A 23,054-nucleotide genomic window follows, 5' to 3' on the forward strand; every position below is an offset into this window, starting at 1 on the left:
TGGAACCATGATCGTCACCACCACCGAGAATATCCCGGGCCACAGCGTGGTCCGCACCTTGGGCCAGGTGTTCGGCGTCGTCGTCCGCAGCCGCGGCATCGGCGGCAACATCAGCGCTTCGCTACGCTCGATCGTCGGCGGCGAGATTCCCGAATATACCCGGCTCGTGGAGGATGCGCGCCGCCACGCGATCGACCGGATGGTCGCCAACGCCCATGCGATGGGCGCCAATGCGATCGTGATGATGCGCTTCGATTCGGGCGAGATCGCCCAGGCGATGAACGAAGTCGTCGCCTATGGCACTGCGGTGGTGCTCGATCCGGCTCCGCTGGACTGATCCCGATGCTCCGCCTGGTCGTGACGGTCGTGGCGGTCCTGTGGTTCGTCGCGGCGGCCGCGATGACCGTGCTGGACACTGCCGCCTGGCCGATGCTGGCCATGGCCGGCGTGCTGCTGCTCGGCACCCTGTTCGAGCGCTTCCATTATCGCGGCGCCGACGGCCCGTTCGACCCGGCCGGCTGGCACCCCACCACGGAGCGCTTCCGCGACGAGGAGACCGGGCGGCTCGTGACCATATGGTTCAATCCCGCCACCGGCGAACGGCGTTATGTCGATGCCGGCGACGAAGCGTAAGTCACTTATTGCACTTGCGAATTAGTTGCAAAGATAATCCGGCACCCACGGTTTTCATGGGTTGCGACTCTCCTATTATAGGCCTAAGCCGCCGTCGCTTTCACCGGCGCGCCGGTACGCGCGTCTGTGTCCGGTTGAACCAGACCCATAGGGAGTTTCCATGGCCCGCAAGAAGATCGCGCTGATCGGCGCCGGCAACATCGGCGGTACGCTCGCTCACCTCGCCGCACTCAAGGGCCTGGGCGACATCGTCCTGTTCGACGTGGTCGAGGGCGTGCCCCAGGGCAAGGCGCTCGACCTGAGCCAGTGCGGCCCGGTCGAGGGCTTCGACGCCAGGATCACCGGCTCGAACGACTATGCCGACATTGCGGGCGCCGACGTGATCATCGTGACCGCCGGCGTCGCCCGCAAGCCGGGCATGAGCCGCGACGACCTGCTCGGCATCAACCTCAAGGTCATGAAGGCCGTGGGCGAGGGCATCGCCGCCAACGCGCCCGACGCGTTCGTGATCTGCATCACCAACCCGCTCGACGCGATGGTCTGGGCGCTGCGCGAATTCTCGGGGCTGCCGCACACCAAGGTGGTCGGCATGGCCGGCGTGCTCGACTCGGCCCGCTTCAGCCACTTCCTCGCCGAGGAATTCCAGGTCTCGGTCAAGGACGTGAATTCGTTCGTGCTCGGCGGGCACGGCGACACCATGGTCCCGGTCCTCGAATATTCGACCGTCTCGGGCATCCCGGTCAGCGACCTGATCGCGATGGGCTTCTCGACCAGGGAGCGCATCGACGCGATCGTGCAGCGCACCCGTTCGGGCGGCGGCGAGATCGTCGGCCTGCTCAAGACCGGCTCGGCCTTCTACGCCCCCGCCACCTCGGCGATCGCGATGGCCGAGAGCTATCTCTACGACAAGAAGCGCGTCCTGCCGGCTGCCGCGCACCTGACCGGCCAGTACGGCGTCGACGATCTCTACGTCGGCGTGCCGATCATCATCGGCAAGGACGGCGTCGAGAAGATCATCGAGATCAGCCTGACCGACGAGGCCAAGACCAACCTCGCCGTCTCGGTCGACGCGGTGAAGGAACTGCTGGTCGCCTGCAAGGCTATCGACGGCTCGCTCGCCTGATATGCTGAAGCGCCCTCTCGCGCTGCCGTTGCCGGCCGTGATCCGCAAGGGGATCGCGGCCGACACCGCGTCGCGAGGTGCGTTCGAACGACGATGGCTGGGGGAATGAGATGAAGCGGATCGCGCTGTTCGTTCTTGGCCTCGGCGTCGCCCTGCCCGCCGCCGCGCAGGAGGCAACGCCCACCGCACCGGCCGAGCCGGTGCCGCTGTTCCAGGCTGCCTGCGTCAGCGGCGCGGTGCGGCTCAACAAGAGCGTCGCCGAGGCGATGACCTTCGCGACGCTCCCCGCCGCCGCCCAGCGCGCGCTCGGCGCGAGCACCGTCGCGACGCGCGGCGAGGCCGAGAAGCTGCCCGTCCCCGTCGCCGGCCAGGTGGGCAACCCCATCTATCGCATCGCCGGCGGCCAGCTCTATCTTATGCCGCCCACCGCCCAGCCCAGCGGCACGCCGATCGGCGACAGCTGCATCGTGCTGTGGCACGCGCTGTCCGACGAGGATTATTTCGCGGCGCGCAAGCTCGTCCTGCCGAACGAGGAAGCCGTGCCGCTGACCGCGCGCCCGACCGCGAGTGCGCTCGGCGCCTCGGTCGCCACCGCCCCGCACGACAGCGTTCGCCTGACCGCCGCCGCCTTTGGCGGCTGGGTCGTGCTGCGCTCCTCCCCGCTCGACGCCAAGACGGGGCAGTGAGCGCATGAGCCCGGGGCCCCGCATCCATTTCACTGCCCCCACCACGCGCGGCGGACCGCAGCCGGTCCGCCTGTCGGTACAGATTCTAGAGAAGGACAGTAATCGGTGAGCATCCTCATCAACAAGAATACCAAGGTCATCACCCAGGGGATGACGGGTGAGACCGGCACCTTCCATACCCAGCAGGCGCTCGCCTATGGGACGCAGATGGTCGGCGGCGTGACTCCCGGCAAGGGCGGCACCGAGCATATCGGCCTGCCCGTGTTCGACACCGTCGCCGAAGCCGTCACCAAGACCGGCGCCGACGCCTCGGTCATCTATGTGCCGCCGCCCTTCGCCGCCGACTCGATCCTGGAAGCGATCGACGCCGAGGTTCCCCTGATCGTCTGCATCACCGAGGGCATTCCGGTGCTCGACATGGTCAAGGTGAAGCGCGCCCTGTCCGGCTCCAGGTCGCGCCTGATCGGCCCGAACTGCCCCGGCCTGCTCACGCCGGGCGAGTGCAAGATCGGCATCATGCCGGGCTCGATCTTCTCGAAGGGCTCGGTGGGCGTCGTCTCGCGCTCGGGCACGCTCACCTATGAGGCGGTGTTCCAGACCACCAATGCCGGCCTGGGCCAGACCACCGCGGTCGGCATCGGCGGCGACCCCGTCAACGGCACCAACTTCATCGACGTGCTCGAGCTGTTCCTGGCGGACGACGAGACCAAGTCGATGATCATGATCGGCGAGATCGGCGGCTCGGCCGAAGAGGAAGCCGCCCAGTTCCTGATCGACGAGGCCAAGCGCGGCCGCAAGAAGCCGATGGCCGGCTTCATCGCGGGCCGCACGGCGCCTCCGGGCCGCCGCATGGGCCATGCCGGCGCCATCGTCTCGGGCGGCCAGGGCGGTGCCGAGGAAAAGATCGCGAAGATGGAAGAAGCGGGCATCCGCGTCGCGGCCAGCCCGTCCGAGCTGGGTTCGACGCTTGTGGAAGTGCTCAAGGGTTAACCCTTCTCTCCCTGGGAGAGAAGGCATGGAGGCCTGGCGGCTCGCTGCCCGGCCGGAGTTGGATGAGGGGGATCTCAGTTCCCATATCCCCCTCGACCTCCCACTCGGCCTTGCCGAGCGGGCCCCTCCCTCTCCCCAGGGGAGAGGGAATGAAGGAAGCGCTATTATGGGCTATGAAGGCCTGGATTTCGAGCAAGTCGCCGGCGGGGTGAGCCCCGCCTTCGTCGAGACGCTGTACCGCCGCTACAAGGCGGACCCCACCGGCATCGAGCCGCAGTGGCAGCAGTTCTTCGAAGGCCTCGAAAGCACGGCCTCGGGCCCGAGCTGGGCCAATCCGCGCTGGCCGCTCGACGAGACGGATGCCCTCACCGCCGGGCTCGACCCGACCCAGATGGAACCGGCGCCCAAGCCCGCCAAGGGCGGGGCCGCGCCTGCCGCCAAGCCCGCCGGGCCGGCTGCGTCGGAAGCCGACATCGCCCGGGCCGCCGGGGATTCGATCCGCGCGATGCTGCTGATCCGCACCTATCGGGTGCGCGGCCACCTCGCCGCCACGCTCGATCCGCTCGGCCTCGCCCGCCAGGACGTGCCGGCCGACCTGACGCCCGAATATCACGGCTTCACCGGCGCCGACCTCGATCGCCCGATCTATCTCGGCGGCGCGCTGGGCCTGGAAAAGGCCACCGTTCGCGAGATCGTCGACATCCTGCGCGCCAATTATTGCGGCAATGTCGGCCTCGAATACATGCACATCGCCGATGTCGAGGAGCGCCGCTTCCTCCAGGACCGGATGGAAGGCAAGGACAAGGCCATCCAGTTCACCCCGGACGGCAAGAAGGCGATCCTCTCCAAGGTCATCGAGGCCGAGGAGTGGGAGAAGTTCTGCGGCAAGAAATATGTCGGCACCAAGCGCTTCGGCCTCGACGGCGGCGAAGCGATGATCCCGGCGATGGAAGCCATCATCAAATATGGCGGCCAACTCGGCGTGCGCGAGATCGTCTACGGCATGGCACATCGCGGCCGGCTGAACATGCTCGCCAACGTGATGTCGAAGCCCTATCGCGCGATCTTCCATGAATTCTCGGGCGGCTCGTCCAACCCGGATGACGTCGGCGGCTCGGGCGACGTGAAATACCATCTCGGCACCAGCACCGACCGCGAGTTCGACGGGATCAGCGTCCATATGTCGCTGGTCGCCAATCCCTCGCACCTCGAGGCCGCCGATCCGGTGGTGCTCGGAAAGACGCGCGCGATCCAGACGATCGCCGGTGACCTGCAGGAGCATACCGGCTCGCTGCCCGTGCTGCTGCACGGCGACGCGGCCTTTGCCGGCCAGGGCATCGTGTGGGAGTGCCTCGGCTTCTCGGGCATTCGCGGCTACAATACCGGCGGCTGCCTGCACTTCGTCATCAACAACCAGATCGGCTTCACGACGAGCCCGCAATTCGCGCGCTCCTCGCCCTATCCGTCGGACGTCGCCAAGGGCGTCCAGGCGCCGATCTTCCACGTCAACGGCGACGATCCCGAAGCGGTCACCTTCGCCTGCAAGATGGCGATCGAGTTCCGCCAGACCTTCAAGCGCGACGTCGTGATCGACATGTGGTGCTATCGCCGCTTCGGCCATAACGAGGGCGACGAGCCCTCGTTCACTCAGCCGCTGATGTACAAGGCGATCCGCCAGCATCCGTCGGTGAGCGTGGTCTATGCACGCAAGCTGATCGGCGAAGGCGTGATCGACCAGGGCTTTGTCGACGAGCGCACCCGGCAGTTCAACCTGCTGCTCGAGGGCGAGTTCGAAGCGGGCAAGTCGTATCTTCCCAACAAGGCGGACTGGTTCGGCGGCCGTTGGTCGGGCCTGTCGGCGCCTGTCGATACCGAGAATGCGCGGCGTTCGGTCGACACCGGCATCGAGAAGAAGCTGTTCGACAGCCTCGGCCGCACGCTGACCGAGGTTCCCGCCGATCTCGAGATCCACAAGACGCTGGGCCGCGTACTCGACGCCAAGCGCGCGATGTTCCAGACCGGCGAGAATTTCGACTGGGCGACGGGCGAGGCGCTGGCCTTTGGCGCGCTGCTGTCGGAGGGCTATGGCGTGCGCCTGTCCGGCCAGGATTCGGGCCGCGGCACCTTCTCGCAGCGCCACGCCGTCTGGGTCGACCAGCGCGACGAGCATCGCTACATCCCGCTCAGCACCATTCCGCACGGCACGTTCGAAGTGCTGGATTCGCCGCTCAGCGAATATGGCGTGCTCGGCTTCGAATATGGCTATGCGCTGGCCGATCCGAAGACGCTGGTGCTGTGGGAAGCGCAGTTCGGCGACTTCGCCAACGGCGCGCAGATCATGATCGACCAGTTCATCGCCGCGGGCGAAGCCAAGTGGCTGCGCGCCAACGGCCTGGTGATGCTGCTGCCGCACGGATATGAGGGCCAGGGCCCCGAGCACAGCTCGGCGCGCCCGGAGCGCTATCTCCAGCTCTGCGCGGAAGACAATATGCAGGTCGTCAACATCACGACGCCGGCCAACTATTTCCACCTGCTGCGCCGCCAGATGCACCGCAACTTCCGCAAGCCGCTGGTGCAGATGACGCCCAAGTCGCTGCTGCGCCACAAGATGGCAGTGTCGAAGGCCGAGGATTTCCTGGGCGACAGCCATTTCATGCGCATCCTGTCGGACCCCAATGCGCCGGCGGATACCGATGTGAAGCGCCTGGTGCTCTGCTCGGGCAAGGTCGCCTACGACCTGATCGAGGCGCGCAACGCGGCGGGCGACGGGAACACCGCGATCGTCCGTATCGAGCAGCTCTATCCCTTCCCGGGCGAGGCGCTGGCCAAGCGCCTGGCGCGCATGCCCAATGTCGAGGAAGTGATCTGGGCGCAGGAAGAGCCGAAGAACAACGGCTATTGGACCTTTGTCGAGCCCTTCATCGAAGCCAGCCTGGCCGAGGCGAAGTGCAAGGTACGGCGTCCGCGCTATGCCGGCCGCGCGCCGGCCGCGGCGGTCGCCACCGGCCTGATGAAGCGCCACCAGGCCGAGCAGGGCGCGCTGATCGCCGATGCCCTTGGCCACAATGTCCGCGACGAGATCCGTCGCACCCGCAACAACTGAGACCGTCCCCAGGGAACGAGGAAAGACAATGGCAGACGTTAAAGTCCCGACACTGGGTGAATCGATCACCGAAGCCACGCTTGGCGAATGGCTGAAGAATCCGGGCGATCCCGTGCAGCTCGACGAGCCGATCGCGAGCCTGGAGACCGACAAGGTCTCGGTGGAAGTGGGCAGCCCGGTCGCCGGCGTGATGGGCGAGCAGCTCGTCAAGGTGGGCGACACGGTCGAGGTCGGCGCGGTGATCGCCCTGGTGAGCGAAGGCGGCGCCGGCGCCGGCGCCGCGCCGAGCCCGGCTCCCGCCGCGGCACCGGCCCCGACGCCCGCTCCGGCCGCCGCGCCCGCGACCGAGGCCGCCGCGCTCTCGCCCTCGGTGCGCCGCGCGGTGCTCGAGACCGGCGTCGATCCGTCGACCGTGCAGGGCACCGGCAAGGACGGCCGCCTGACCAAGGACGACGTGATCGCCGCGGCCAGCAACAAGCCGGCCCCTGCCGCCGCTCCGGCGCCCGCCGCCGTGCCGGCCGCCTCCTCGGCCAATGGCCGCAAGGAAGAGCGCGTCAAGATGACGCGCCTGCGCCAGACCGTCGCCAAGCGCCTGAAGGAGGCGCAGAACACCGCCGCGATGCTGACCACGTTCAACGACGTGGACATGACCGCGGTGATCGAGGCGCGCGCCAAGTACAAGGATCTGTTCGAGAAGAAGCACGGCGTCCGCCTGGGCTTCATGGGCTTCTTCGTGAAGGCCGCCTGCATGGCGCTCAAGGACATCCCGGGCGTCAACGGCTCGATCGAGGGCGACGAGATCGTCTATCACGATTATTGCGACATCTCGGTTGCCGTCTCGGCCCCGCAGGGCCTGGTGGTGCCGGTGATCCGCGACGCGGAGACGCTGAGCGTCGCCGGCATCGAGCGGACGATCGGCGACTTCGGCAAGCGCGCCAAGGACGGCACGCTGAAGATGGAAGAAATGAAGGGCGGCACCTTCACCATCTCGAACGGCGGCGTGTTCGGTTCGCTGATGTCGACCCCGATCATCAATCCGCCCCAGTCGGCCGTGCTCGGCCTGCACCGCATCGAGGACCGCCCGGTGGTCCGCGACGGCCAGATCGTGATCCGCCCGATGATGTATCTCGCGCTCAGCTACGACCATCGCCTGGTCGACGGCCGCGAGGCAGTGACCTTCCTCGTCGCGCTGAAGAACGCGATCGAGGATCCGACCCGACTGCTGATCGACCTGTAAGGCGGTCGCAAAACTGACTTGCTCCGCCACTAACCCTCATGGGTTGCAGGCGGGGCGGGTCATCCTATGTGGTTGTGGAAGCGCAAGCGGAGGCAGGAAGAAGCAGCCTCCCCGATGATCGAGCCGGCCCCGGCGCCCGCGGAAACTCCTCCGCCCTCGCCGCCGCCAGCTCCCGTCGCAGAGACGAAAGAGAAGCAAATGGCCGATTATGATTTCGACGTGCTGGTGATCGGTTCGGGCCCCGGCGGCTATGTCGCGGCGATCCGCGCGGCGCAGCTGGGCCTCAAGACCGCATGCGCCGAGAGCCGTGCGACGCTGGGCGGCACTTGCCTCAACGTCGGCTGCATCCCCTCCAAGGCGCTGCTCCACGCCTCCGAGCTCTATGAGGAAGCCGCCAGCGGCAAGCTCGCCAAGCTCGGCATCAAGACCCCGACGGTCGAGCTCGACCTCGACGCGATGCACGCCCAGCGTATCGACGCGGTGAAGGGCCTGACCGGCGGCATCGAGTTCCTGTTCAAGAAGAACAAGGTCGAATGGCTGAAGGGCCATGCCAGCTTCACCGGCAAGGACAGCGTCAAGGTCGGCGACGGTGAGGTGCGGGCGAAGAACATCGTCATCGCCACCGGCTCCTCGGTCACTCCGCTGCCGGGCGTCGAGATCGACCAGAAGGTCGTGGTCGACAGCACCGGCGCGCTCGAACTGGCCAAGGTCCCGCAGCATCTCGTCGTCATCGGCGGCGGCGTGATCGGCCTGGAGCTCGGCTCGGTGTGGCGCCGCGTCGGCGCCAAGGTCACCGTGGTCGAGTTCCTCGACCAGCTGCTGCCGGGCATGGACGGCGAAGTCCGCAAGGAAGCGGGCAAGCTGTTCAAGAAGCAGGGCATGGAGCTCAAGCTCTCCACCAAGGTGACCGGCGTCGCCGTCAACGGCGGCAAGGCCACGCTCACCCTGGAGCCCTCGGCCGGCGGCGCTGCGGAAACGCTCGAGGCGGACGCGGTGCTGGTCTCGATCGGCCGCCGTCCCAACACCTCGGGCCTGGGCCTGGAGGCCGCCGGCCTCTCGACCAACCAGCGCGGCCAGATCGAGATCGACCACGACTTCCGCACTTCGGTCCCCGGCATCTGGGCGATCGGCGACGTCGTTCCCGGCCCGATGCTCGCGCATAAGGCCGAGGACGAAGGCATTGCGGTGGCCGAGAACATCGCCGGCCTGACCGGCATCGTGAACCATGACGTGATCCCCTCGGTCGTCTACACTTGGCCCGAGATCGCCGGCGTCGGCCTGACCGAGGAACAGGCCAAGGAGCGCGGCGAAGTGAAGGTCGGCAAGTTCCCGATGATCGCGAACTCGCGCGCCAAGACCAACCACGAGCCGGACGGCTGGGTGAAGGTGATCGCCGACGCCAAGTCGGACCGCGTGCTCGGCGTGTGGATGATCGCCTCGGTCGCCGGCACGATGATCGCCCAGGCCGCCCAGGCGATGGAGTTCGGCGCGACCAGCGAGGACATCGCCTATACCTGCCACGCGCACCCGACCCATTCGGAAGCGTTCAAGGAAGCCGCCATGGCGGTCCAGGGCAAGCCGATCCACATCTGACCATCGCCTCCCTCTCCCGATGGGGGAGGGAGTTGAAGGCGCTTCCATTGCGTGTTAGTGAACTAACACACTTTGGGAGGAACCTTCATGCGCCATTTCGTCCTCGGCTTCGCGCTCGTCTGCGCCGCGCCTGCCTTTGCCCAGGACGTGGCGCGGATGGACAAGGTCGCCGCCGCCGAGGCGGATAGCGGTGCCTTCATGGGCGCGGTGCTCGTCGCGCAGGACGGCAGAATCCTGTTCGACAAGGGCTATGGCTCGGCCAATCTCGAATGGAAGATCCCGAACGACGGCGAGACCAAATTCCGCCTCGGCTCGATCACCAAGCAATTCACCGCCGCTTCGATCCTGCTGCTCCAGGAGCGCGGCAAGCTGCGCCTCGATGCGCCGGTGAAGACCTATCTGCCCGATGCCCCCGCGGCCTGGGACAAGGTGACTGTCTTCCACCTGCTCACCCATAGCGCCGGCATCCCCAACTTCACGTCGTTCGACGAATATTCGGCATCGAGGACACAGGCGACCACGCTCGATGCGCTGATCGCCCGTTTCCGCGGCAAGCCGCTCGATTTCGCGCCGGGCGAGCGGCACAGCTATTCCAATTCGGGCTATGTCCTGCTCACCGCGATCATCGAGAAGGCGAGCGGCCAGCCCTATGCCGCCCTCGTTGCCGAGAACCTGTTCAAGCCGCTCGGCATGGCCGATAGCGGCTATGACAGCCATGCGCAGGTGATCCCGCACCGCGCGTCCGGCTACAGCCCGCGCGCCGGGCTGGTGGTCAATGCCGACTATATCGACATGTCGATTCCGCAGGGCGCGGGCGCGCTCTATTCGACCACGCACGACCTGCTGAAATGGGAAACGGGGCTGTGGGGCGGCAAGCTGCTCAAGCCCGAATCGCTCGCGGCGATGCGGACGCCCTACAAGGACAATTACGCGCTCGGCATCGTCGCCGTCGCTAGGGACGGCAGCACCACCTTGTCGCATGGCGGCGGCATCGAGGGGTTCAACACCTGGCTCGGCTATGATCCGGACCGCAGGATCACGGTGGTGGTGCTCGCCAATCTCAACGGCAACAGCGCGGACAAGCTCGGCGCCACGATGATGACGCTGGCGCGCGGCGGCACGATCACGCTGCCGAGCGAGCGCAAGGCGGTGAAGCTCGAGCCGGCCCTGCTCAAGGCCTATGAAGGCACCTATGAAGCGAACCCCAATTTCAGCTTCACCCTCCGCGCCGAGGGCGACCGCCTGATCGCCCAGGCGACCCGCCAGCCGCCGCTCGACCTGCTTCCCGAAGCGAAGGACCGCTTCTTCTTCCGCGCGGTGGACGCGCAGATGGACTTCACCCGCGATGCGTCGGGCAAGATCGTCGGCGCGGTGATGCACCAGAATGGGCGCGACCAGAAGGCCGTGCGGAAATAGGGCTCCGGCCCGCCATCGTCGCGCCCGCGTCTCGAGCAGCGCCCCTCAGCCTGCCGAGTCGACGTGAAGACGGACATGCCAGGCCGGGCAGCGCCCCTCTATCAGCGAACCGCCCAGGGGCCGGCCAGCTTCGGCCGGATCCGCATCAGCGCGAAGGCGAGCACCGCGCTGGCGATCGGCGCCAGCCACAACGCCGTCCAGCCCCAGCGAAGATGGCTCGCCGCCCCCATCACCGCACCGGCGACGAAGCCGAGCCACAGGAACAGATAGCGCGTCCAGGCCCAGCGATCGGGATCGCCCATCAATGCGCCGGCCAGCTTCTGCCCCATCTTGACCAGCGATCCGGTCATATAGGTGACGCCGATCGTCGCTTCGCCCTCGCGGTGGAGGATGCCGTTCTCGCAGCCCATCGCCATGGCGAGGAAGATCAGCACGATCGGCCCCGGTGCCAGGCTGGCGAGCGTTGCCGCGGCGACGAGCAGCGCCGTCACCACCAGCATCAGGCTTTCGCGGAACCGCGCCTGGCGCCAGCGCGTCACCACACTGGCGAGGATCACGCCGCTGACGAAGCTCATCACCAGGCCGCCGGCCACCGCCGCGTCGCCGGGCAGGTTGCCGCCCAGGCCCACGCCCAGCCGCGTGCTGTTGCCGCTCATGAACGAGGCGAAGAAGCCGCCCAGGCTGGTGAAGGCCAGGGCATCGACGAAGCCGGCAAGCGCGGCGAGGCAGATGGCGATGACGACAAGCGGAGACTCGGTACGCTGCATGGCCGCAGTCATGCCCCGGATGCGCGTTTGACAGCAAGCCGTTGCCGGAGAGAAACAAGACGGATGGACGCCGCTCTCGCCGCTGCCCGCATCGGGCCGATCCTGCCCTGGCTCGACATGTTCGGCATCGCGCTGTTCGCGGCGACCGGCGCGCTGGCCGCCGCGCACCGGGCACAGACCTTCGTCACCGCCGCCTTCTTCGCGCTCGTCACCGGGGTGGGCGGCGGCACGATCCGCGACCTGCTGATCGGAGCGCCGGTATTCTGGGTGCACGACGCGACCGTCGCCGCGCTGATCCTCGCCGTCGCGGTGCTGGTGTGGAGCACGCCGCAGCGCTGGTGGAACGACGCGACCTTCGCGTGGCTCGATGCGCTGGGCCTGGCCGCCTATGCCGCGTTCGGCGCGGCCAAGGCGCTGGGCTATGGCATTCCGCCGGTGCCGGCGGCAGTGATGGGCGTGGTCACCGCCTGTGCGGGCGGCATCATCCGCGACGTGCTGGCAGGCGAGCCCTCGATCCTGATGCGGCCCGAGCTTTACGTCACCGCCGCCGCGCTCACCGCCACGCTGCAGGTGGCGCTGGCGCTCGCCGGGCTGCCGGTCTTCGCCGCCGGGCTGCTCGCTGCCGGCGCCGGCTTCGGGCTGCGCGCTGCCGCCATCCGGTGGAAACTCGGCCTGCCCGCCTATCGCGGCCGGCGCTGAGGAAGCCGGGGCTATTCCTCCAGCAACCAGGCGATCGCTTCCTCGCGATCGCCGAAGATGCCGATGTCGGGACGAACTTCGCGAAGCCGCTGCACCTGCAGCCGGGCCAGCGCAGTGACGACGACAAAGGCCACCTTGCGCGCCCATAGCGGACGCACCGCTTCGTTGTTGAAGGTGTTGATGATCAGCTCCGCCGTGGCCTGCGGGACGACCGGGATGCTGCTGGCATCGTAGAGCGTGACATGCTGCCCCACTTCCGGGCCGAAATCGCGGACGGCGGCACGCAGTTCCTCGCCGATCCAGGCCGCATCCTCGGGCGAGAGCATGGCTTTCAGCCTGAGATCGATCAGCTTGCGCTCGCGATCGACGCGAAGGCTGTGCAACTCGGAATCAGGCATACGCTACTCGTATCCGGCACAAGGACGGTGCGAGGATAGTCGGCGCCGCGCGACCCTCAATCCCGGACAATCCCCATATCGGCGAATTTGCGGGGTTCGACGGGGGGCACGCGCGGCTCGTTCAGCTCGCACTGCCAGAAGCCGACATCGATCCATTGGCCGTGCTTGAAGCCCACTTCGCGATAGACGCCCTGGCGGCGAAAGCCGACCGCTTCGTGCAGGCGGATCGAGCGGTCGTTCGGCAGGGTGATCGTGCCGATTGCATGGATGAAGCCCTGGGCCCGGAGCGTGCCGACCAGCGCCTCGTAGAGCAGCCGGCCGACGCCCGATCCGCTCGACGCGTCGGTCAGGTAGATCGACGTCTCGCAGACATAGCGATAGGCCGGGCGGTCGCGGAACTTGCCGGCATAGGCATAGCCGATCACGCCGGCATCCGGATCATTGGCGCTGGCGCCGCCCGTCGTCGCCACGATCCAGGGATAGAGGCCCTCGCTCGCATGCATCCGCTTGCGCATCTCCGCCTTTTCGGGCGGCTCGATCTCGAACGAGGCGGTGCCGGTGAGCACATGCGGCGCATAGATCGCGGCGATGGCGCCGGCATCGTCCGACGTGGCTGCGCGGATGCCGATCACAGGCCGAGCCGCGCCGCGATCGCGTCGAACAGGCGGGCATCCTCGAGGCTGCCGGTCGCCGGGCCGAAGCCGCCGCATTCGAGGCAGCGCGCCTGGACCGAGCCGCCGGTGGCGAGCCGCTTGGCATCGCCCAGCGCCTGGGCGAGCAGCGCGCGCTGGCCGATGGCGGCGCGGGCGAACAGGTCCGCCCCGGCCGGCTGATCGGCCCAGTCGCCGTCCTCGTCCTTGTCGTCGGCGAAGCTCGCGATCAGCTTGGCCCAGCTCGAAGGCTCCTTCTCGAGATAGACGGCATGGACCTTGGCCGGGTCGAGCTTGGCGCGCCGCGCGGCCTCGGCGATCGCATCGTCGATCCCGCCGAACCGGTCGACCAGCCCGATCTGGTGCGCGGTGCCGCCGATCCAGACCCGGCCCTGGGCGATCTCGTTGACGCGCTCCGGCGTCAGCTTGCGGGCGCCCGCGACCAGCCCGACGAAGCGCGCATAGCCCGCCTCGATCGCCGACTGGAGCAGCGTGTCCGTCTCCGCATTGGTGCCGCCATAGATATCAGGCTGGCCGCTGAGCGGCGTGGTCTTCACCCCGTCCGTGCCGACGCCGATCTTGGCGAGCGTCTTCTCGAACGTGGGGATCACGCCGAAGATGCCGATCGAGCCGGTGATCGTGTTGGGCTCGGCAAAGATCGTGTCGCCCGCGGTCGACACCCAATAGCCGCCGCTCGCCGCGAGGCTGCCCATCGAGACCACCACCGGCAGCCCCTGCGCCTTGGCCTGGAGGATCGCCTGGCGGATCTGCTCCGAGGCGAGCGCCGAGCCGCCCGGCGAATCGACGCGGACCACCAACGCCTTCAGCTTCTTGTTCGCCAGGCCCTTGAGCAACGCCGCGCTCACCGTGTCGCCCGCCGCCCTGCCGGGGCCGCCCTTGCCGTCGACGATCTCGCCGGCGACGGTGATCACGCCGATCGCGTCGCCGCCGGTGGGCAGCGGATGCGCGGCCACGAAATCGGCCAGCTTGATCCGGTTGAAATTGCCTGCCGGCTTGCCGCTCGGCGCGCCGGCGATCTCGGCGACGCGCTTGCCGAAGGCAAGCCGGTCGCCCAGCTTGTCGACGATGCCCATCGCCAGGTTCGCCTTGGCGATGTCGCCCTTTGCCGCCGTCACCGTTTCCGCGGGCTTCGCCAGATAGTCGGCGATGCGCGCCTTGGGCCGCGCCTTGGCGATCTCCTGCCGCCACTGGTCGAGGATCTGCTGGTACATCGCCAGATCGGCTTCCTTGGCCTCGGGCGACATGTCGCTGCGCATATAGGGCTCGACCGCCGACTTGAACTTGCCGACGCGGTAGATGTGCGCATTGACGCCGAGCTTGTCGATCAGCCCCTTATAGTAGAGCCGCGTGCCGCCCGGGCCCGCGAACATCGCGCCGCCCAGCGGATTCACCCAGATCTCGCTCGCATTGGCGGCAAGCGCATAGCTGTCGTCGGTATAGGCGGTGGCATAGGCGAGCACGGGCTTGCCCGCCGCGCGCACCTTGCCGACCGCTGCGGCAACTTCGCTGATCGCGGCGGGATAGCCGCCCGTGAAGCGATCGAGATCGAGCACCACCGCCTTCACATGGTCGTCGCCCTTCGCGGCATCGAGCGCGCGCACCACATCGCGCAGCCGTTGCTGCTTCACCGTGCCTGCGCCACTGAGCCGGGAGAAGGGATCGGCCTCCTCGGGCTGCTCCACCAGCGCGCCGTCGAGCGCCACCAGCAGCGCGCCGTCGCGGATCGATCCGGGATTGGGCTTGGCGGACAATGCCGCGAACAGCATCGTGAAGAACAGCAGCATGAAGACCAGGACCAGAAAGTCCTTGATCCCCACCAGGATCTTCCAGGCGCCCCGAACAAGCTTCACGTGCCGCTCCCATGCGAAGGAATATGCCCGTGGTGCTAGAGGATCGCGGGGGACGCGTAAATGCCCCTGCCATTGCGCGGGAACGACCATTTGTCTCGCAGCGAGAGCCCTTGCGTCGCTTCGCGGGTGCCGGACCGGGGGTCGGCGCCACCTAAATTTGCAACGGCGCGCCGCGCCCTGGTTGACGCGGGCGGATCGGCTTCGCATATCGCGCCGGCTGGCACTCACCCCGAGCGAGTGCCAAATCCGAGATCAACCCTGAAGTAAGGATCAGGCAATGAACTTCCGTCCGTTGCACGACCGCGTGCTCGTCCGCCGCGTCGAGGCCGAAGCCAAGACCGCCGGCGGCATCATCATCCCCGACACCGCCCAGGAAAAGCCGCAGGAAGGCGAAGTCGTCGCCGCCGGTTCGGGCGCGAAGAACGAGAAGGGCGAGATCACCCCGCTCGACGTCAAGGCCGGCGACCGCATCCTGTTCGGCAAATGGTCGGGCACCGAGGTCAAGGTCAATGGCGAAGACCTGCTGATCATGAAGGAATCGGACATCCTCGGCATCATCGGCTGAACCCGGTTCCCGGCCCCGCCGCATGCGATGGGGTCGTGGCTTTTATGATTTTCTGAACGAATTTTGAGAGGTAGGAACAATGGCTGCGAAAGACGTCAAGTTTTCGCGTGACGCCCGTGAGCGCATCCTGCGCGGCGTCGACATCCTCGCCGATGCGGTGAAGGTGACCCTGGGCCCGAAGGGCCGCAACGTCGTGATCGAGAAGAGCTTCGGCGCGCCGCGCATCACCAAGGACGGCGTCACCGTCGCCAAGGAAATCGAACTCAAGGACAAGTTCGAGAACATGGGCGCGCAGATGATCCGCGAAGTCGCCTCGAAGGCGAACGACACCGCGGGCGACGGCACCACCACCGCCACCGTGCTCGCCCAGGCGATCGTGCGCGAGGGCATGAAGTCGGTCGCGGCCGGCATGAACCCGATGGACCTGAAGCGCGGCATCGATCTCGCCGTGACCAAGGTGGTCGAGGACGTGAAGTCGCGCTCGAAGCCGGTTGCCGGCACCAATGAAGTCGCCCAGGTCGGCATCATCTCGGCCAATGGCGACAAGGAAGTCGGCGAGAAGATCGCCGAGGCGATGGAGAAGGTCGGCAAGGAAGGCGTGATCACCGTCGAAGAGGCGAAGGGTCTCGAATTCGAGCTCGACGTCGTCGAGGGCATGCAGTTCGACCGCGGCTATCTGTCGCCCTATTTCATCACCAACCCCGAGAAGATGTCGGTCGAGCTCGCCGATCCGTACATCCTGATCCACGAGAAGAAGCTGTCGAACCTCCAGTCGATGCTGCCGATCCTCGAGGCGGTCGTGCAGTCGGGTCGCCCGCTGCTGATCATCGCCGAGGACATCGAGGGCGAGGCGCTGGCCACCCTGGTGGTCAACAAGCTGCGCGGCGGCCTGAAGGTCGCGGCCGTCAAGGCGCCGGGCTTCGGCGATCGCCGCAAGGCGATGCTCGAGGACATCGCGATCCTCACCAAGGGCGAAGTCATCTCGGAAGACCTGGGCATCAAGCTCGAGTCGGTTACCCTGGGCATGCTCGGCACCGCCAAGCGCGTCACGATCGACAAGGACAACACCACCATCGTCGATGGCGCCGGTGAAGCCGATGCGATCAAGGGCCGCACCGACGCGATCCGCCAGCAGATCGAAGTCACCACCAGCGACTATGACCGCGAGAAGCTCCAGGAGCGTCTCGCCAAGCTCGCCGGCGGCGTGGCCGTGATCAAGGTCGGCGGTGCCACCGAAGTCGAGGTGAAGGAGCGCAAGGACCGCGTCGACGACGCGCTGCACGCAACCCGCGCGGCCGTGGAAGAAGGCATCGTTCCGGGCGGCGGCACTGCGCTGCTCTATGCCACCAAGGCTCTCGAGGGCCTGAAGGGCGCGAACGACGACCAGACCCGCGGCGTCGACATCATCCGCAAGGCGATCACCGCGCCGCTCAAGCAGATCGCGCAGAACGCCGGCCATGACGGCGCCGTCGTCGCGGGCAAGCTGCTCGAGGGCACCGACACCTCGCTCGGCTTCAACGCCGCGACCGACGTGTACGAGAACCTGGTCGCCGCCGGCGTGATCGACCCGACCAAGGTCGTCCGCACCGCGCTGCAGGATGCGGCCTCGGTCGCCGGCCTGCTCATCACCACCGAAGCGGCGGTGAGCGAGCTGCCGGAAGACAAGCCTGCCATGCCCCCCATGGGTGGCGGCATGGGCGGCATGGGCGGCATGGACTTCTAAGTCCCGCCACTCAGGCAAGAAGACGGGCGGGCCGGGGAGCGATCCCCGGCCCGCTTGCTTTGCGCCGAACTGGAATGGTTAAGCGCTTGACCCGCCAGAAACAGTGGGGAAATGAATGGAAAACTTGTTTTGGGGGTCTGCAAGTGTTCAGTTGGGTTGGTGGTCGTGTGCGTTGCCTGGGGGGCGGCACGAGCGTTCCGAGAAACATGCCCAGCGCATCGGCGAGGGCGAGAAATTTGTGAGCAAATGCCGGTATTGCGGCGTGCACATGACCCGGCGTGCCAAACGCGACTGGATCGTGACGCCCAAGGGCGCCCGCTGAGCCGCGGCGTGCTGGCGTCATAGGACGACAAAGCACTTCCTTTCATCTCGAAATCGCGACAGATTGGCCGCCTCACCACGGCGCCGGCCTACAGGCGCGTTCTCGGGGAACTGGAACATGACCGAACTTTCTCGTCGCGAGGCGCTGGCTGCCGCCGCGTTCGCCGGCGCCGTCGCCGCCTTGCCCGCATGGGCCCGCCAGGCCGCCGCGCCCGCCGGGGCGCAGTGGGACCTGAGCGAACTCTATCCCAGCGAGGCCGCCTGGGAAGATGCCCGCAAGCAGGCGCTCGCCGCAATTCCCGCCGTCGCCAGGTTCAAGGGCCGCCTTGGCGAAAGCGCCGACGTGCTCGCCGAGGCGCTGGTGCTCCAGTCGGACCTCGGCCGCACGATCGGCCGCATCTACACCTATGCCAGCCTGAAGGGCGACGAGGACGTCCGCATCTCGGCCAACCAGGAGAAGCTGGCGCAGGCGCGCGACCTCTACACCGCGTTCGGCGAGGCCAGCTCCTGGACCTCGCCCGAGCTGCTGACGCTCGGCAAGGCGAAGATCGACGCCTTTCTCGCCGCCAATGCGACGCTGCGTACCCGGTTCGACTTCGCATTGGCCGATACGCTGCGCCAGGCCGAGCACACGCTCTCGCCCGAGGGCGAGGCGATCCTCGCCAGCGCCAGCTCGCCGCTCGCCGCGCCGGGCGAGATCTCGGGCCAGCTGCGCTCGTCGGACATTCCCTGGCCGACGATCACGCTCTCCACCGGCAAGCAGGTCCGCCTCGATTCGCAAGGCTATTCGCTCAACCGCGACGCGCCGAGCCGCGAGGACCGCAAGGCAGTGTTCAACGCCTTCTGGACCGCGCACGGCAAGTTCCAGAACTCGTTCGGCGCGACCTATGGCGCCAAGGTGCGCGGCGACATCTTCTATGCCAAGGCACGGAAATACCCGACCTCGCTCGCCCGCGCGCTTTCCGGCAACAACGTGCCCGAGACCGTATACCGCACGCTGGTGGCCGAGGCGAACAAGGGGCTGCCCCAGCTCCACCGCTATTTCGAGCTGCGCCGCAAGATGCTCAAGCTGCCGGACATCGGCTATTACGACATCTATCCGCCGCTGGTATCGATGGACCGCAGCTACACGCTCGACCAGATGCGCGCGACGACGCTGGAAGCCGTGAAGCCGCTCGGCCCCGACTATCAGGCGCGCATCGCCAAGGCGACTGCGGCCAAATGGATGGATCCCTGGCCCCGCGAGGGCAAGCGGCCGGGGGCCTATATGAACCCCGGCGCGTTCGACGTGCACCCCTATCTGCTGCTCAACCTGAGCGACAAATATGACGGGATGAGCACCTATGCCCATGAATGGGGCCATGCGCTCCACTCGCTGCTCGCCAATTCGACCCAGCCCTATGACAAGGCCGACTATCCGATCTTCCTCGCCGAGATCGCGTCGACCCTGAACGAGCAGCTGCTGTTCGCGCACCTGATGAAGAACGCGAAGACCAAGGAGGAGAAGCTCTTCTATCTCGGCCAGCAGATGGAGAATTATCGCGGGACCTTCTTCCGCCAGACCATGTTCGCCGAATTCGAGCTGAAGGCCCATGATATGGCCGAGGCGGGCGAAGGCCTGTCGGGCGCCAAGTTCACCAAGGTCTATGGCGAGCTGCTGCGCACCTATCACGGGCCGAACATGATACTCGCGCCCGAATATGCCAACGAATGGGCGTATATCCCCCATTTCTACAACAGCTTCTACGTCTACCAATATGCCACCTGCATCTCGGCGGCGACCTTCTTCGCCCAGTCGATCCTGAAGGGCGGCCCGAAGGAGCGCGACAACTACCTGTCGGTGCTGAAGGCGGGCGGGTCCGACTATCCGACCGAGATCCTGAAGCGCGCCGGCCTCGACATGGCCAGCCCGGCTCCGTACCAGGCGCTGGTCGCGGACTTCAGGAACGTGCTCGACCAGGCCGAGGCGCTGATCGGCTGAACCCGTTCCTCCCTCGGCGCCTTGCTCCGGGGAGGAATCAGGATGCCTTCCGCCGCGTCGGCGCATGGAAATCGGGCGGCTTGTCCGCGATCCATGCGACGAAGCGGCGGATGTCCTCCGACCGGAGCAGCGCCGCCATCGTGGGATAGACCCGCGCCAGCTCGGCGTTGCTCGCGCAGGCATGGATGGTGCGGTGGCAGATCGGATGGAGCGGCACCGTCTCGCGGCCGCCCTCGCTCTTCGGCACGACATGGTGCCATTCGGTCCGCCGGCCGAGCGGGCGGGCGCAGAGCGCGCAGGCCTCCGCCGGCGGCGCATCCGCCGCGGCCGCCATCGCCGCCGCGACCTGCTTGCGCCGGACGCGCCCGCTCATCCTTCGAGCTGGCGCAACAGCCAGTCGTCCACCACCAGGTCGAGCACCAGATGGACGCGCGCGCTCCGGCCCCGGTTCGCCACGCTGTGCGGATCGGCGAGGCGCAGATACCAGGCCTCGCCCGGCGCCATCGTCACGCGCGTGCCGTTCAGCCGGAAATCGACATCGTCGCTGGTTAGCACCGGCACATGAATCCGCGCAAAGCCCTGGGCGGCGTCGAGATCGAAATCCGCATGCTCCTTGATCACCGATCCCGCCGCCAGCCGCATCAGCCGCACCGATCGGACCGGACAGGCGAACGCGTCGATCGCCGCCGACAGGGCCGGCATCCGCGCGCGCCACGGCGTATCGACGAACGCAGTGACGCCGGGCGCCGAGTAGATCTGCTGGACCGGATGGGCGGCGCCGGCCGGCGCGCGCAGCGGCAAGGCGCTCCACTCGCCCTCATAGTTCCGCTGCACGAAATGCGCGGTCCAGTCGCCACGCTCGAGCGCGGCGATGTCGGCGGCGAGCGGCGCGGGATCGAAGGCAAGCGGCAGTCGCACCCGATCGGGCCAGGCGGATTGTACGGATATGGTCGCCATATTAGCCTGCCTCTCCCTTCCGCATGAGCCTATCCCGGCCCTCGATGATTGCAATGCCACCAACCATGCTCGACCGATTCCGCGCCGCCGTGATGGCCGACCCGCAGGCGCAGGCGCACCTCGCCGAACCCCGCGAACCGGCGATATTCGAAGCCCGTGCGCTCGCCTGGGCCGCCGCGCGCGGCATCGCGCTCACCGCGGCCGATCTGATCGAGGGCGGCCGCCCCGACCCCGCCGGAATGCATCGTTTCCTCCAGGCGCCGGTCGCCCGGCACGATTGGCCGGCCCGGGGCTGGCTGCCCATCGGCTTCGCGGCTTTGCCCGAACCCGCGGTCGATTGGTTCAACTTCGCCAACATCTCCCCGGGCAGCCCCTTTTTCGAGGATGCGGTGCGCGAAGCGGCGGGCCGGCCGTTCAACCGCCTGTTCCGCACCGCCACGCCGCTCGCCAGCTTCCTTGGCCGCGCGGATCCCCGGCCGCCTTCGGGCTTCATCTTCCACATGTCGCGCTGCGGCTCGACGCTCGTCTCGCAGATGCTCGGTGCCGCCCCGGGGCATGTCTCGATCTCCGAGGCGCCGCCGCTCGACGCAATGATCCGGCATCGCTTTCCCGATCCGGAGATGCAGGTCGACGCGCTGCGCGCGCTGGTCCATGCCTATGGCCGCGGCGCAGGGCATCTCTTCGTCAAGCTCGACAGCTGGCACACCCGCGCGCTGCCGCTGCTCCGCCGCGCCTTCCCGGAGACGCCCTGGATCTTCCTCTATCGCGAGCCGGTGGAAGTCCTGGTTTCGCAGCTGCGCCTGCGCGGCGTGCAGACCGTGCCCGACCTGGTGCCGCTCGAATGGTTCGGCCTAGCGCGCGAGGATGCGCACCTCCCCGAACGCGCCTTCATTGCCCGGATACTCGAGCGGACCTGCAGTGCGGTGATCGAGCAGGGTACGGACAAGGGGCTGCTGGTCAATTACGCCCAGCTGCCCGAGGCGTTCTTCGACCAGATCCTTCCCCATTTCGGCATCGCCCCCGACGCGGCGGCGCGCGACGCCATGGCCGCGATGGCAAGTCGCCATTCCAAGGCCCCGTCCGCGCGTTTCCATGCCGATGGCGAAGCGAAGCAGCGCGAGGCCGATGCCGCGCTGCGCGCCATCGCCGACCAGTATCTCGCCCCGATCTTTGTCGAGCTCGAGGCCCGGCGCCTCGCGACCTAACCGCCCTTCTGCATCGCCTCGATGATCTTCTTCACTTCCTGGCTGCGCCCGCGCGGGAGGACGAGCACATCGTCGCCCGAAGCGACCACGATCAGGTCCTCGACGCCGACCAGCGCCACGCGCTTGCCGGGCTCGGCACGGACGAGGCAATTGCTCGATTCGATCACCACCGCATCGCCGCGCACCACGTTGCCGCCGGCATCGGCATGGCTGATCGCATGCAGCGCATCCCAGCTGCCGACGTCGCTCCAGCCCATCGTCACCGGCACCACCGCCACGCGCGGCGCCTTCTCCATCACCGCATAGTCGATCGAGTCCGACGGGCTGGCGGCGAAGCTCTCGGCATCGGGCCAGATCCGGGCGCCATCGCGCCGGCCGTTCGCCATCGCCTGCTGCGCCGCATGCAGCATCTCGGGCGCATAGCTCGCCAGCGCCCCCAGATAGGCATCGGCGCGGAACAGGAAGATGCCGCCGTTCCAGGTATGGCCGCCCTGCGCAAGCATGGCCTCGGCCTTGTCGCGCGCCGGCTTCTCGACGAAGCGCTCGACGCGGTGCACGCCTTCGGCCAGCACTTCGCCCACCTTGATCCAGCCATAGCCGGTCTCGGCCGCGTCGGGCGTGATTCCGAAGGTGATCAGCCACCCCTCCTCCACCAGCGGCAGCGCGGCTTCGATCGCCAGGTGAAAAGCGTCGACATCGGCAATCACGTGATCGGACGGCATCACCAGCAGCGGCTCGGCGCCGCCGCCCGCGGCGATCGCGGCGAGGGCGATGGCCGGCGCGGTGTTGCGCCCCATCGGCTCGAGCACCAGTGCGCGCGCGGCGCTGTCCGCGGCGGCGAGCTGTTCCTCGACCATATCGGCGTGATGCGCGTTGGCGACGACGATCGGCCGGCCGAATCGCTCGCCGGCGGCGCGCCGCGCCGTGAGCTGGAGCATCGTTTCCTCGGCGGTCAGCGACAGGAGCTGCTTGGGTTTCTCGGCCCGGGACATCGGCCAGAGTCGGGTGCCCGATCCTCCCGACAGGATGACAGGAACGATCGGCTTCGAGTCCGGCATGTGTTTCGAACCTCCTGAAGATTTCGCAATGCTGCGATTTGCCCCCGGGGTCAAACACATGGGTTGCGGCATTGGTGC

21 protein-coding genes are annotated in these 23,054 nt (G+C 67.5%); 14 read left to right on the forward strand and 7 right to left on the reverse strand.

From position 1 onward, the window contains the following. Positions 1-7 precede the first annotated feature (7 nt). From FHR20_RS10805 to FHR20_RS10845, 9 genes are all read left to right on the forward strand, one after another. Positions 8-337, forward strand: coding sequence for a YbjQ family protein (locus FHR20_RS10805; RefSeq protein WP_086128170.1), 330 nt, complete (start codon positions 8-10; stop codon positions 335-337). 5 nt (positions 338-342) lie between these two features. Further along, positions 343-633 carry a hypothetical protein gene (locus tag FHR20_RS10810; RefSeq protein WP_167299660.1) on the forward strand — a complete coding sequence of 97 codons (291 nt, stop codon included), beginning with the start codon at positions 343-345 and terminating at the stop codon, positions 631-633. Positions 634-793: 160 nt separating this feature from the next. After that, entirely contained in the window at positions 794-1,756 is a 963-nt protein-coding gene (mdh, locus tag FHR20_RS10815; protein WP_167299661.1) for a malate dehydrogenase, read from the forward strand. A 110-nt stretch (positions 1,757-1,866) separates the two neighbouring features. Then, positions 1,867-2,442, forward strand: a complete 576-nt coding sequence (locus tag FHR20_RS10820) for a hypothetical protein (protein WP_167299662.1) — start codon at positions 1,867-1,869, stop codon at positions 2,440-2,442. Between the two features lie 105 nt (positions 2,443-2,547). Continuing rightward, positions 2,548-3,432, forward strand: coding sequence for a succinate--CoA ligase subunit alpha (gene sucD / locus FHR20_RS10825; RefSeq protein ID WP_167299663.1), 885 nt, complete (start codon positions 2,548-2,550; stop codon positions 3,430-3,432). 166 nt (positions 3,433-3,598) lie between these two features. Further along, positions 3,599-6,535 (forward strand): 2-oxoglutarate dehydrogenase E1 component, encoded by a 2,937-nt coding sequence (locus tag FHR20_RS10830; RefSeq protein ID WP_167299664.1) that lies wholly within the window; start codon positions 3,599-3,601, stop codon positions 6,533-6,535. A 28-nt stretch (positions 6,536-6,563) separates the two neighbouring features. Then, a complete protein-coding gene (gene odhB, locus FHR20_RS10835; RefSeq protein ID WP_167299665.1) occupies positions 6,564-7,772 on the forward strand; it encodes a 2-oxoglutarate dehydrogenase complex dihydrolipoyllysine-residue succinyltransferase in 1,209 nt (402 codons plus the stop codon). 198 nt (positions 7,773-7,970) lie between these two features. Continuing rightward, on the forward strand, positions 7,971-9,365 hold the full coding sequence (gene lpdA / locus FHR20_RS10840; RefSeq protein WP_167299666.1) for a dihydrolipoyl dehydrogenase: 1,395 nt from the start codon (positions 7,971-7,973) through the stop codon (positions 9,363-9,365). Positions 9,366-9,452: 87 nt separating this feature from the next. Next, positions 9,453-10,781, forward strand: coding sequence for a serine hydrolase (locus tag FHR20_RS10845; protein WP_167299667.1), 1,329 nt, complete (start codon positions 9,453-9,455; stop codon positions 10,779-10,781). A 101-nt stretch (positions 10,782-10,882) separates the two neighbouring features. On the opposite strand, the gene FHR20_RS10850 is transcribed toward FHR20_RS10845, so the two are convergent. Beyond that, positions 10,883-11,548 (reverse strand): YoaK family protein, encoded by a 666-nt coding sequence (locus FHR20_RS10850; protein ID WP_167299668.1) that lies wholly within the window; start codon positions 11,546-11,548, stop codon positions 10,883-10,885. A gap of 63 nt (positions 11,549-11,611) precedes the next feature. On the opposite strand from FHR20_RS10850, the gene FHR20_RS10855 reads away from it, so the two are divergent. Then, positions 11,612-12,247 carry a trimeric intracellular cation channel family protein gene (locus FHR20_RS10855; RefSeq protein WP_167299669.1) on the forward strand — a complete coding sequence of 212 codons (636 nt, stop codon included), beginning with the start codon at positions 11,612-11,614 and terminating at the stop codon, positions 12,245-12,247. Positions 12,248-12,258: 11 nt separating this feature from the next. Here the strand turns inward: FHR20_RS10855 and FHR20_RS10860 are convergent, their stop codons facing one another. The 3 genes from FHR20_RS10860 to sppA are packed head-to-tail and all read right to left on the reverse strand — an operon-like array spanning position 12,259 to position 15,166. Next, complete coding sequence (locus FHR20_RS10860) at positions 12,259-12,645, reverse strand: hypothetical protein (RefSeq protein ID WP_167299670.1); 387 nt, start codon at positions 12,643-12,645, stop codon at positions 12,259-12,261. Between the two features lie 56 nt (positions 12,646-12,701). Beyond that, positions 12,702-13,277, reverse strand: coding sequence for a GNAT family N-acetyltransferase (locus tag FHR20_RS10865; protein ID WP_167299671.1), 576 nt, complete (start codon positions 13,275-13,277; stop codon positions 12,702-12,704). Beyond that, positions 13,274-15,166 (reverse strand): signal peptide peptidase SppA, encoded by a 1,893-nt coding sequence (gene sppA, locus FHR20_RS10870; protein ID WP_167299672.1) that lies wholly within the window; start codon positions 15,164-15,166, stop codon positions 13,274-13,276. Before sppA ends, FHR20_RS10865 begins: the two co-directional genes overlap by 4 nt. Positions 15,167-15,443: 277 nt before the next feature. Here sppA and groES point away from each other — a divergent pair, with 277 nt between their 5' ends. From groES to pepF, 3 genes are all read left to right on the forward strand, one after another. Then, positions 15,444-15,731: a co-chaperone GroES gene (groES, locus tag FHR20_RS10875; protein WP_086128153.1), complete on the forward strand. Its 288-nt coding sequence runs from the start codon at positions 15,444-15,446 to the stop codon at positions 15,729-15,731. 79 nt (positions 15,732-15,810) lie between these two features. Continuing rightward, positions 15,811-17,454 carry a chaperonin GroEL gene (groL, locus tag FHR20_RS10880; protein WP_167299673.1) on the forward strand — a complete coding sequence of 548 codons (1,644 nt, stop codon included), beginning with the start codon at positions 15,811-15,813 and terminating at the stop codon, positions 17,452-17,454. A 439-nt stretch (positions 17,455-17,893) separates the two neighbouring features. Continuing rightward, positions 17,894-19,756, forward strand: a complete 1,863-nt coding sequence (gene pepF / locus FHR20_RS10885) for an oligoendopeptidase F (RefSeq protein ID WP_167299674.1) — start codon at positions 17,894-17,896, stop codon at positions 19,754-19,756. A gap of 37 nt (positions 19,757-19,793) precedes the next feature. On the opposite strand, the gene FHR20_RS10890 is transcribed toward pepF, so the two are convergent. Both FHR20_RS10890 and FHR20_RS10895 read right to left on the reverse strand, forming a co-directional pair. Then, complete coding sequence (locus FHR20_RS10890; RefSeq protein WP_167300474.1) at positions 19,794-20,090, reverse strand: HNH endonuclease; 297 nt, start codon at positions 20,088-20,090, stop codon at positions 19,794-19,796. Positions 20,091-20,125: 35 nt separating this feature from the next. Then, positions 20,126-20,713 (reverse strand): aspartyl/asparaginyl beta-hydroxylase domain-containing protein, encoded by a 588-nt coding sequence (locus tag FHR20_RS10895; protein WP_167299675.1) that lies wholly within the window; start codon positions 20,711-20,713, stop codon positions 20,126-20,128. 65 nt (positions 20,714-20,778) lie between these two features. Here FHR20_RS10895 and FHR20_RS10900 point away from each other — a divergent pair, with 65 nt between their 5' ends. Beyond that, positions 20,779-21,918, forward strand: a complete 1,140-nt coding sequence (locus FHR20_RS10900) for a sulfotransferase (protein WP_167299676.1) — start codon at positions 20,779-20,781, stop codon at positions 21,916-21,918. Here the strand turns inward: FHR20_RS10900 and FHR20_RS10905 are convergent. Beyond that, positions 21,915-22,976: a mannose-1-phosphate guanylyltransferase/mannose-6-phosphate isomerase gene (locus tag FHR20_RS10905; RefSeq protein ID WP_167299677.1), complete on the reverse strand. Its 1,062-nt coding sequence runs from the start codon at positions 22,974-22,976 to the stop codon at positions 21,915-21,917. The genes FHR20_RS10900 and FHR20_RS10905 overlap by 4 nt on opposite strands. Positions 22,977-23,054 lie beyond the last annotated feature (78 nt).

Origin of the sequence: Sphingomonas leidyi (assembly GCF_011761945.1) — a bacterium.
Lineage (GTDB): Bacteria > Pseudomonadota > Alphaproteobacteria > Sphingomonadales > Sphingomonadaceae > Sphingomonas > Sphingomonas leidyi.

Excerpts from the sequence above, each read along its gene's own strand:
- FHR20_RS10805 (WP_086128170.1), top strand. The coding sequence starts at position 8 with ATGATCGTCACCACCACCGAGAATATCCCGGGCCACAGCGTGGTCCGC.
- FHR20_RS10810 (WP_167299660.1), top strand. The coding sequence starts at position 343 with ATGCTCCGCCTGGTCGTGACGGTCGTGGCGGTCCTGTGGTTCGTCGCG.
- mdh (WP_167299661.1), top strand. The coding sequence starts at position 794 with ATGGCCCGCAAGAAGATCGCGCTGATCGGCGCCGGCAACATCGGCGGT.
- FHR20_RS10820 (WP_167299662.1), top strand. The coding sequence starts at position 1,867 with ATGAAGCGGATCGCGCTGTTCGTTCTTGGCCTCGGCGTCGCCCTGCCC.
- FHR20_RS10830 (WP_167299664.1), top strand. The coding sequence starts at position 3,599 with ATGGGCTATGAAGGCCTGGATTTCGAGCAAGTCGCCGGCGGGGTGAGC.
- odhB (WP_167299665.1), top strand. The coding sequence starts at position 6,564 with ATGGCAGACGTTAAAGTCCCGACACTGGGTGAATCGATCACCGAAGCC.
- lpdA (WP_167299666.1), top strand. The coding sequence starts at position 7,971 with ATGGCCGATTATGATTTCGACGTGCTGGTGATCGGTTCGGGCCCCGGC.
- FHR20_RS10845 (WP_167299667.1), top strand. The coding sequence starts at position 9,453 with ATGCGCCATTTCGTCCTCGGCTTCGCGCTCGTCTGCGCCGCGCCTGCC.
- FHR20_RS10850 (WP_167299668.1), bottom strand. The coding sequence starts at position 11,548 with ATGCAGCGTACCGAGTCTCCGCTTGTCGTCATCGCCATCTGCCTCGCC.
- FHR20_RS10855 (WP_167299669.1), top strand. The coding sequence starts at position 11,612 with ATGGACGCCGCTCTCGCCGCTGCCCGCATCGGGCCGATCCTGCCCTGG.
- FHR20_RS10860 (WP_167299670.1), bottom strand. The coding sequence starts at position 12,645 with ATGCCTGATTCCGAGTTGCACAGCCTTCGCGTCGATCGCGAGCGCAAG.
- groES (WP_086128153.1), top strand. The coding sequence starts at position 15,444 with ATGAACTTCCGTCCGTTGCACGACCGCGTGCTCGTCCGCCGCGTCGAG.
- groL (WP_167299673.1), top strand. The coding sequence starts at position 15,811 with ATGGCTGCGAAAGACGTCAAGTTTTCGCGTGACGCCCGTGAGCGCATC.
- pepF (WP_167299674.1), top strand. The coding sequence starts at position 17,894 with ATGACCGAACTTTCTCGTCGCGAGGCGCTGGCTGCCGCCGCGTTCGCC.
- FHR20_RS10890 (WP_167300474.1), bottom strand. The coding sequence starts at position 20,090 with ATGGCGGCCGCGGCGGATGCGCCGCCGGCGGAGGCCTGCGCGCTCTGC.
- FHR20_RS10895 (WP_167299675.1), bottom strand. The coding sequence starts at position 20,713 with ATGGCGACCATATCCGTACAATCCGCCTGGCCCGATCGGGTGCGACTG.
- FHR20_RS10900 (WP_167299676.1), top strand. The coding sequence starts at position 20,779 with ATGCTCGACCGATTCCGCGCCGCCGTGATGGCCGACCCGCAGGCGCAG.
- FHR20_RS10905 (WP_167299677.1), bottom strand. The coding sequence starts at position 22,976 with ATGCCGGACTCGAAGCCGATCGTTCCTGTCATCCTGTCGGGAGGATCG.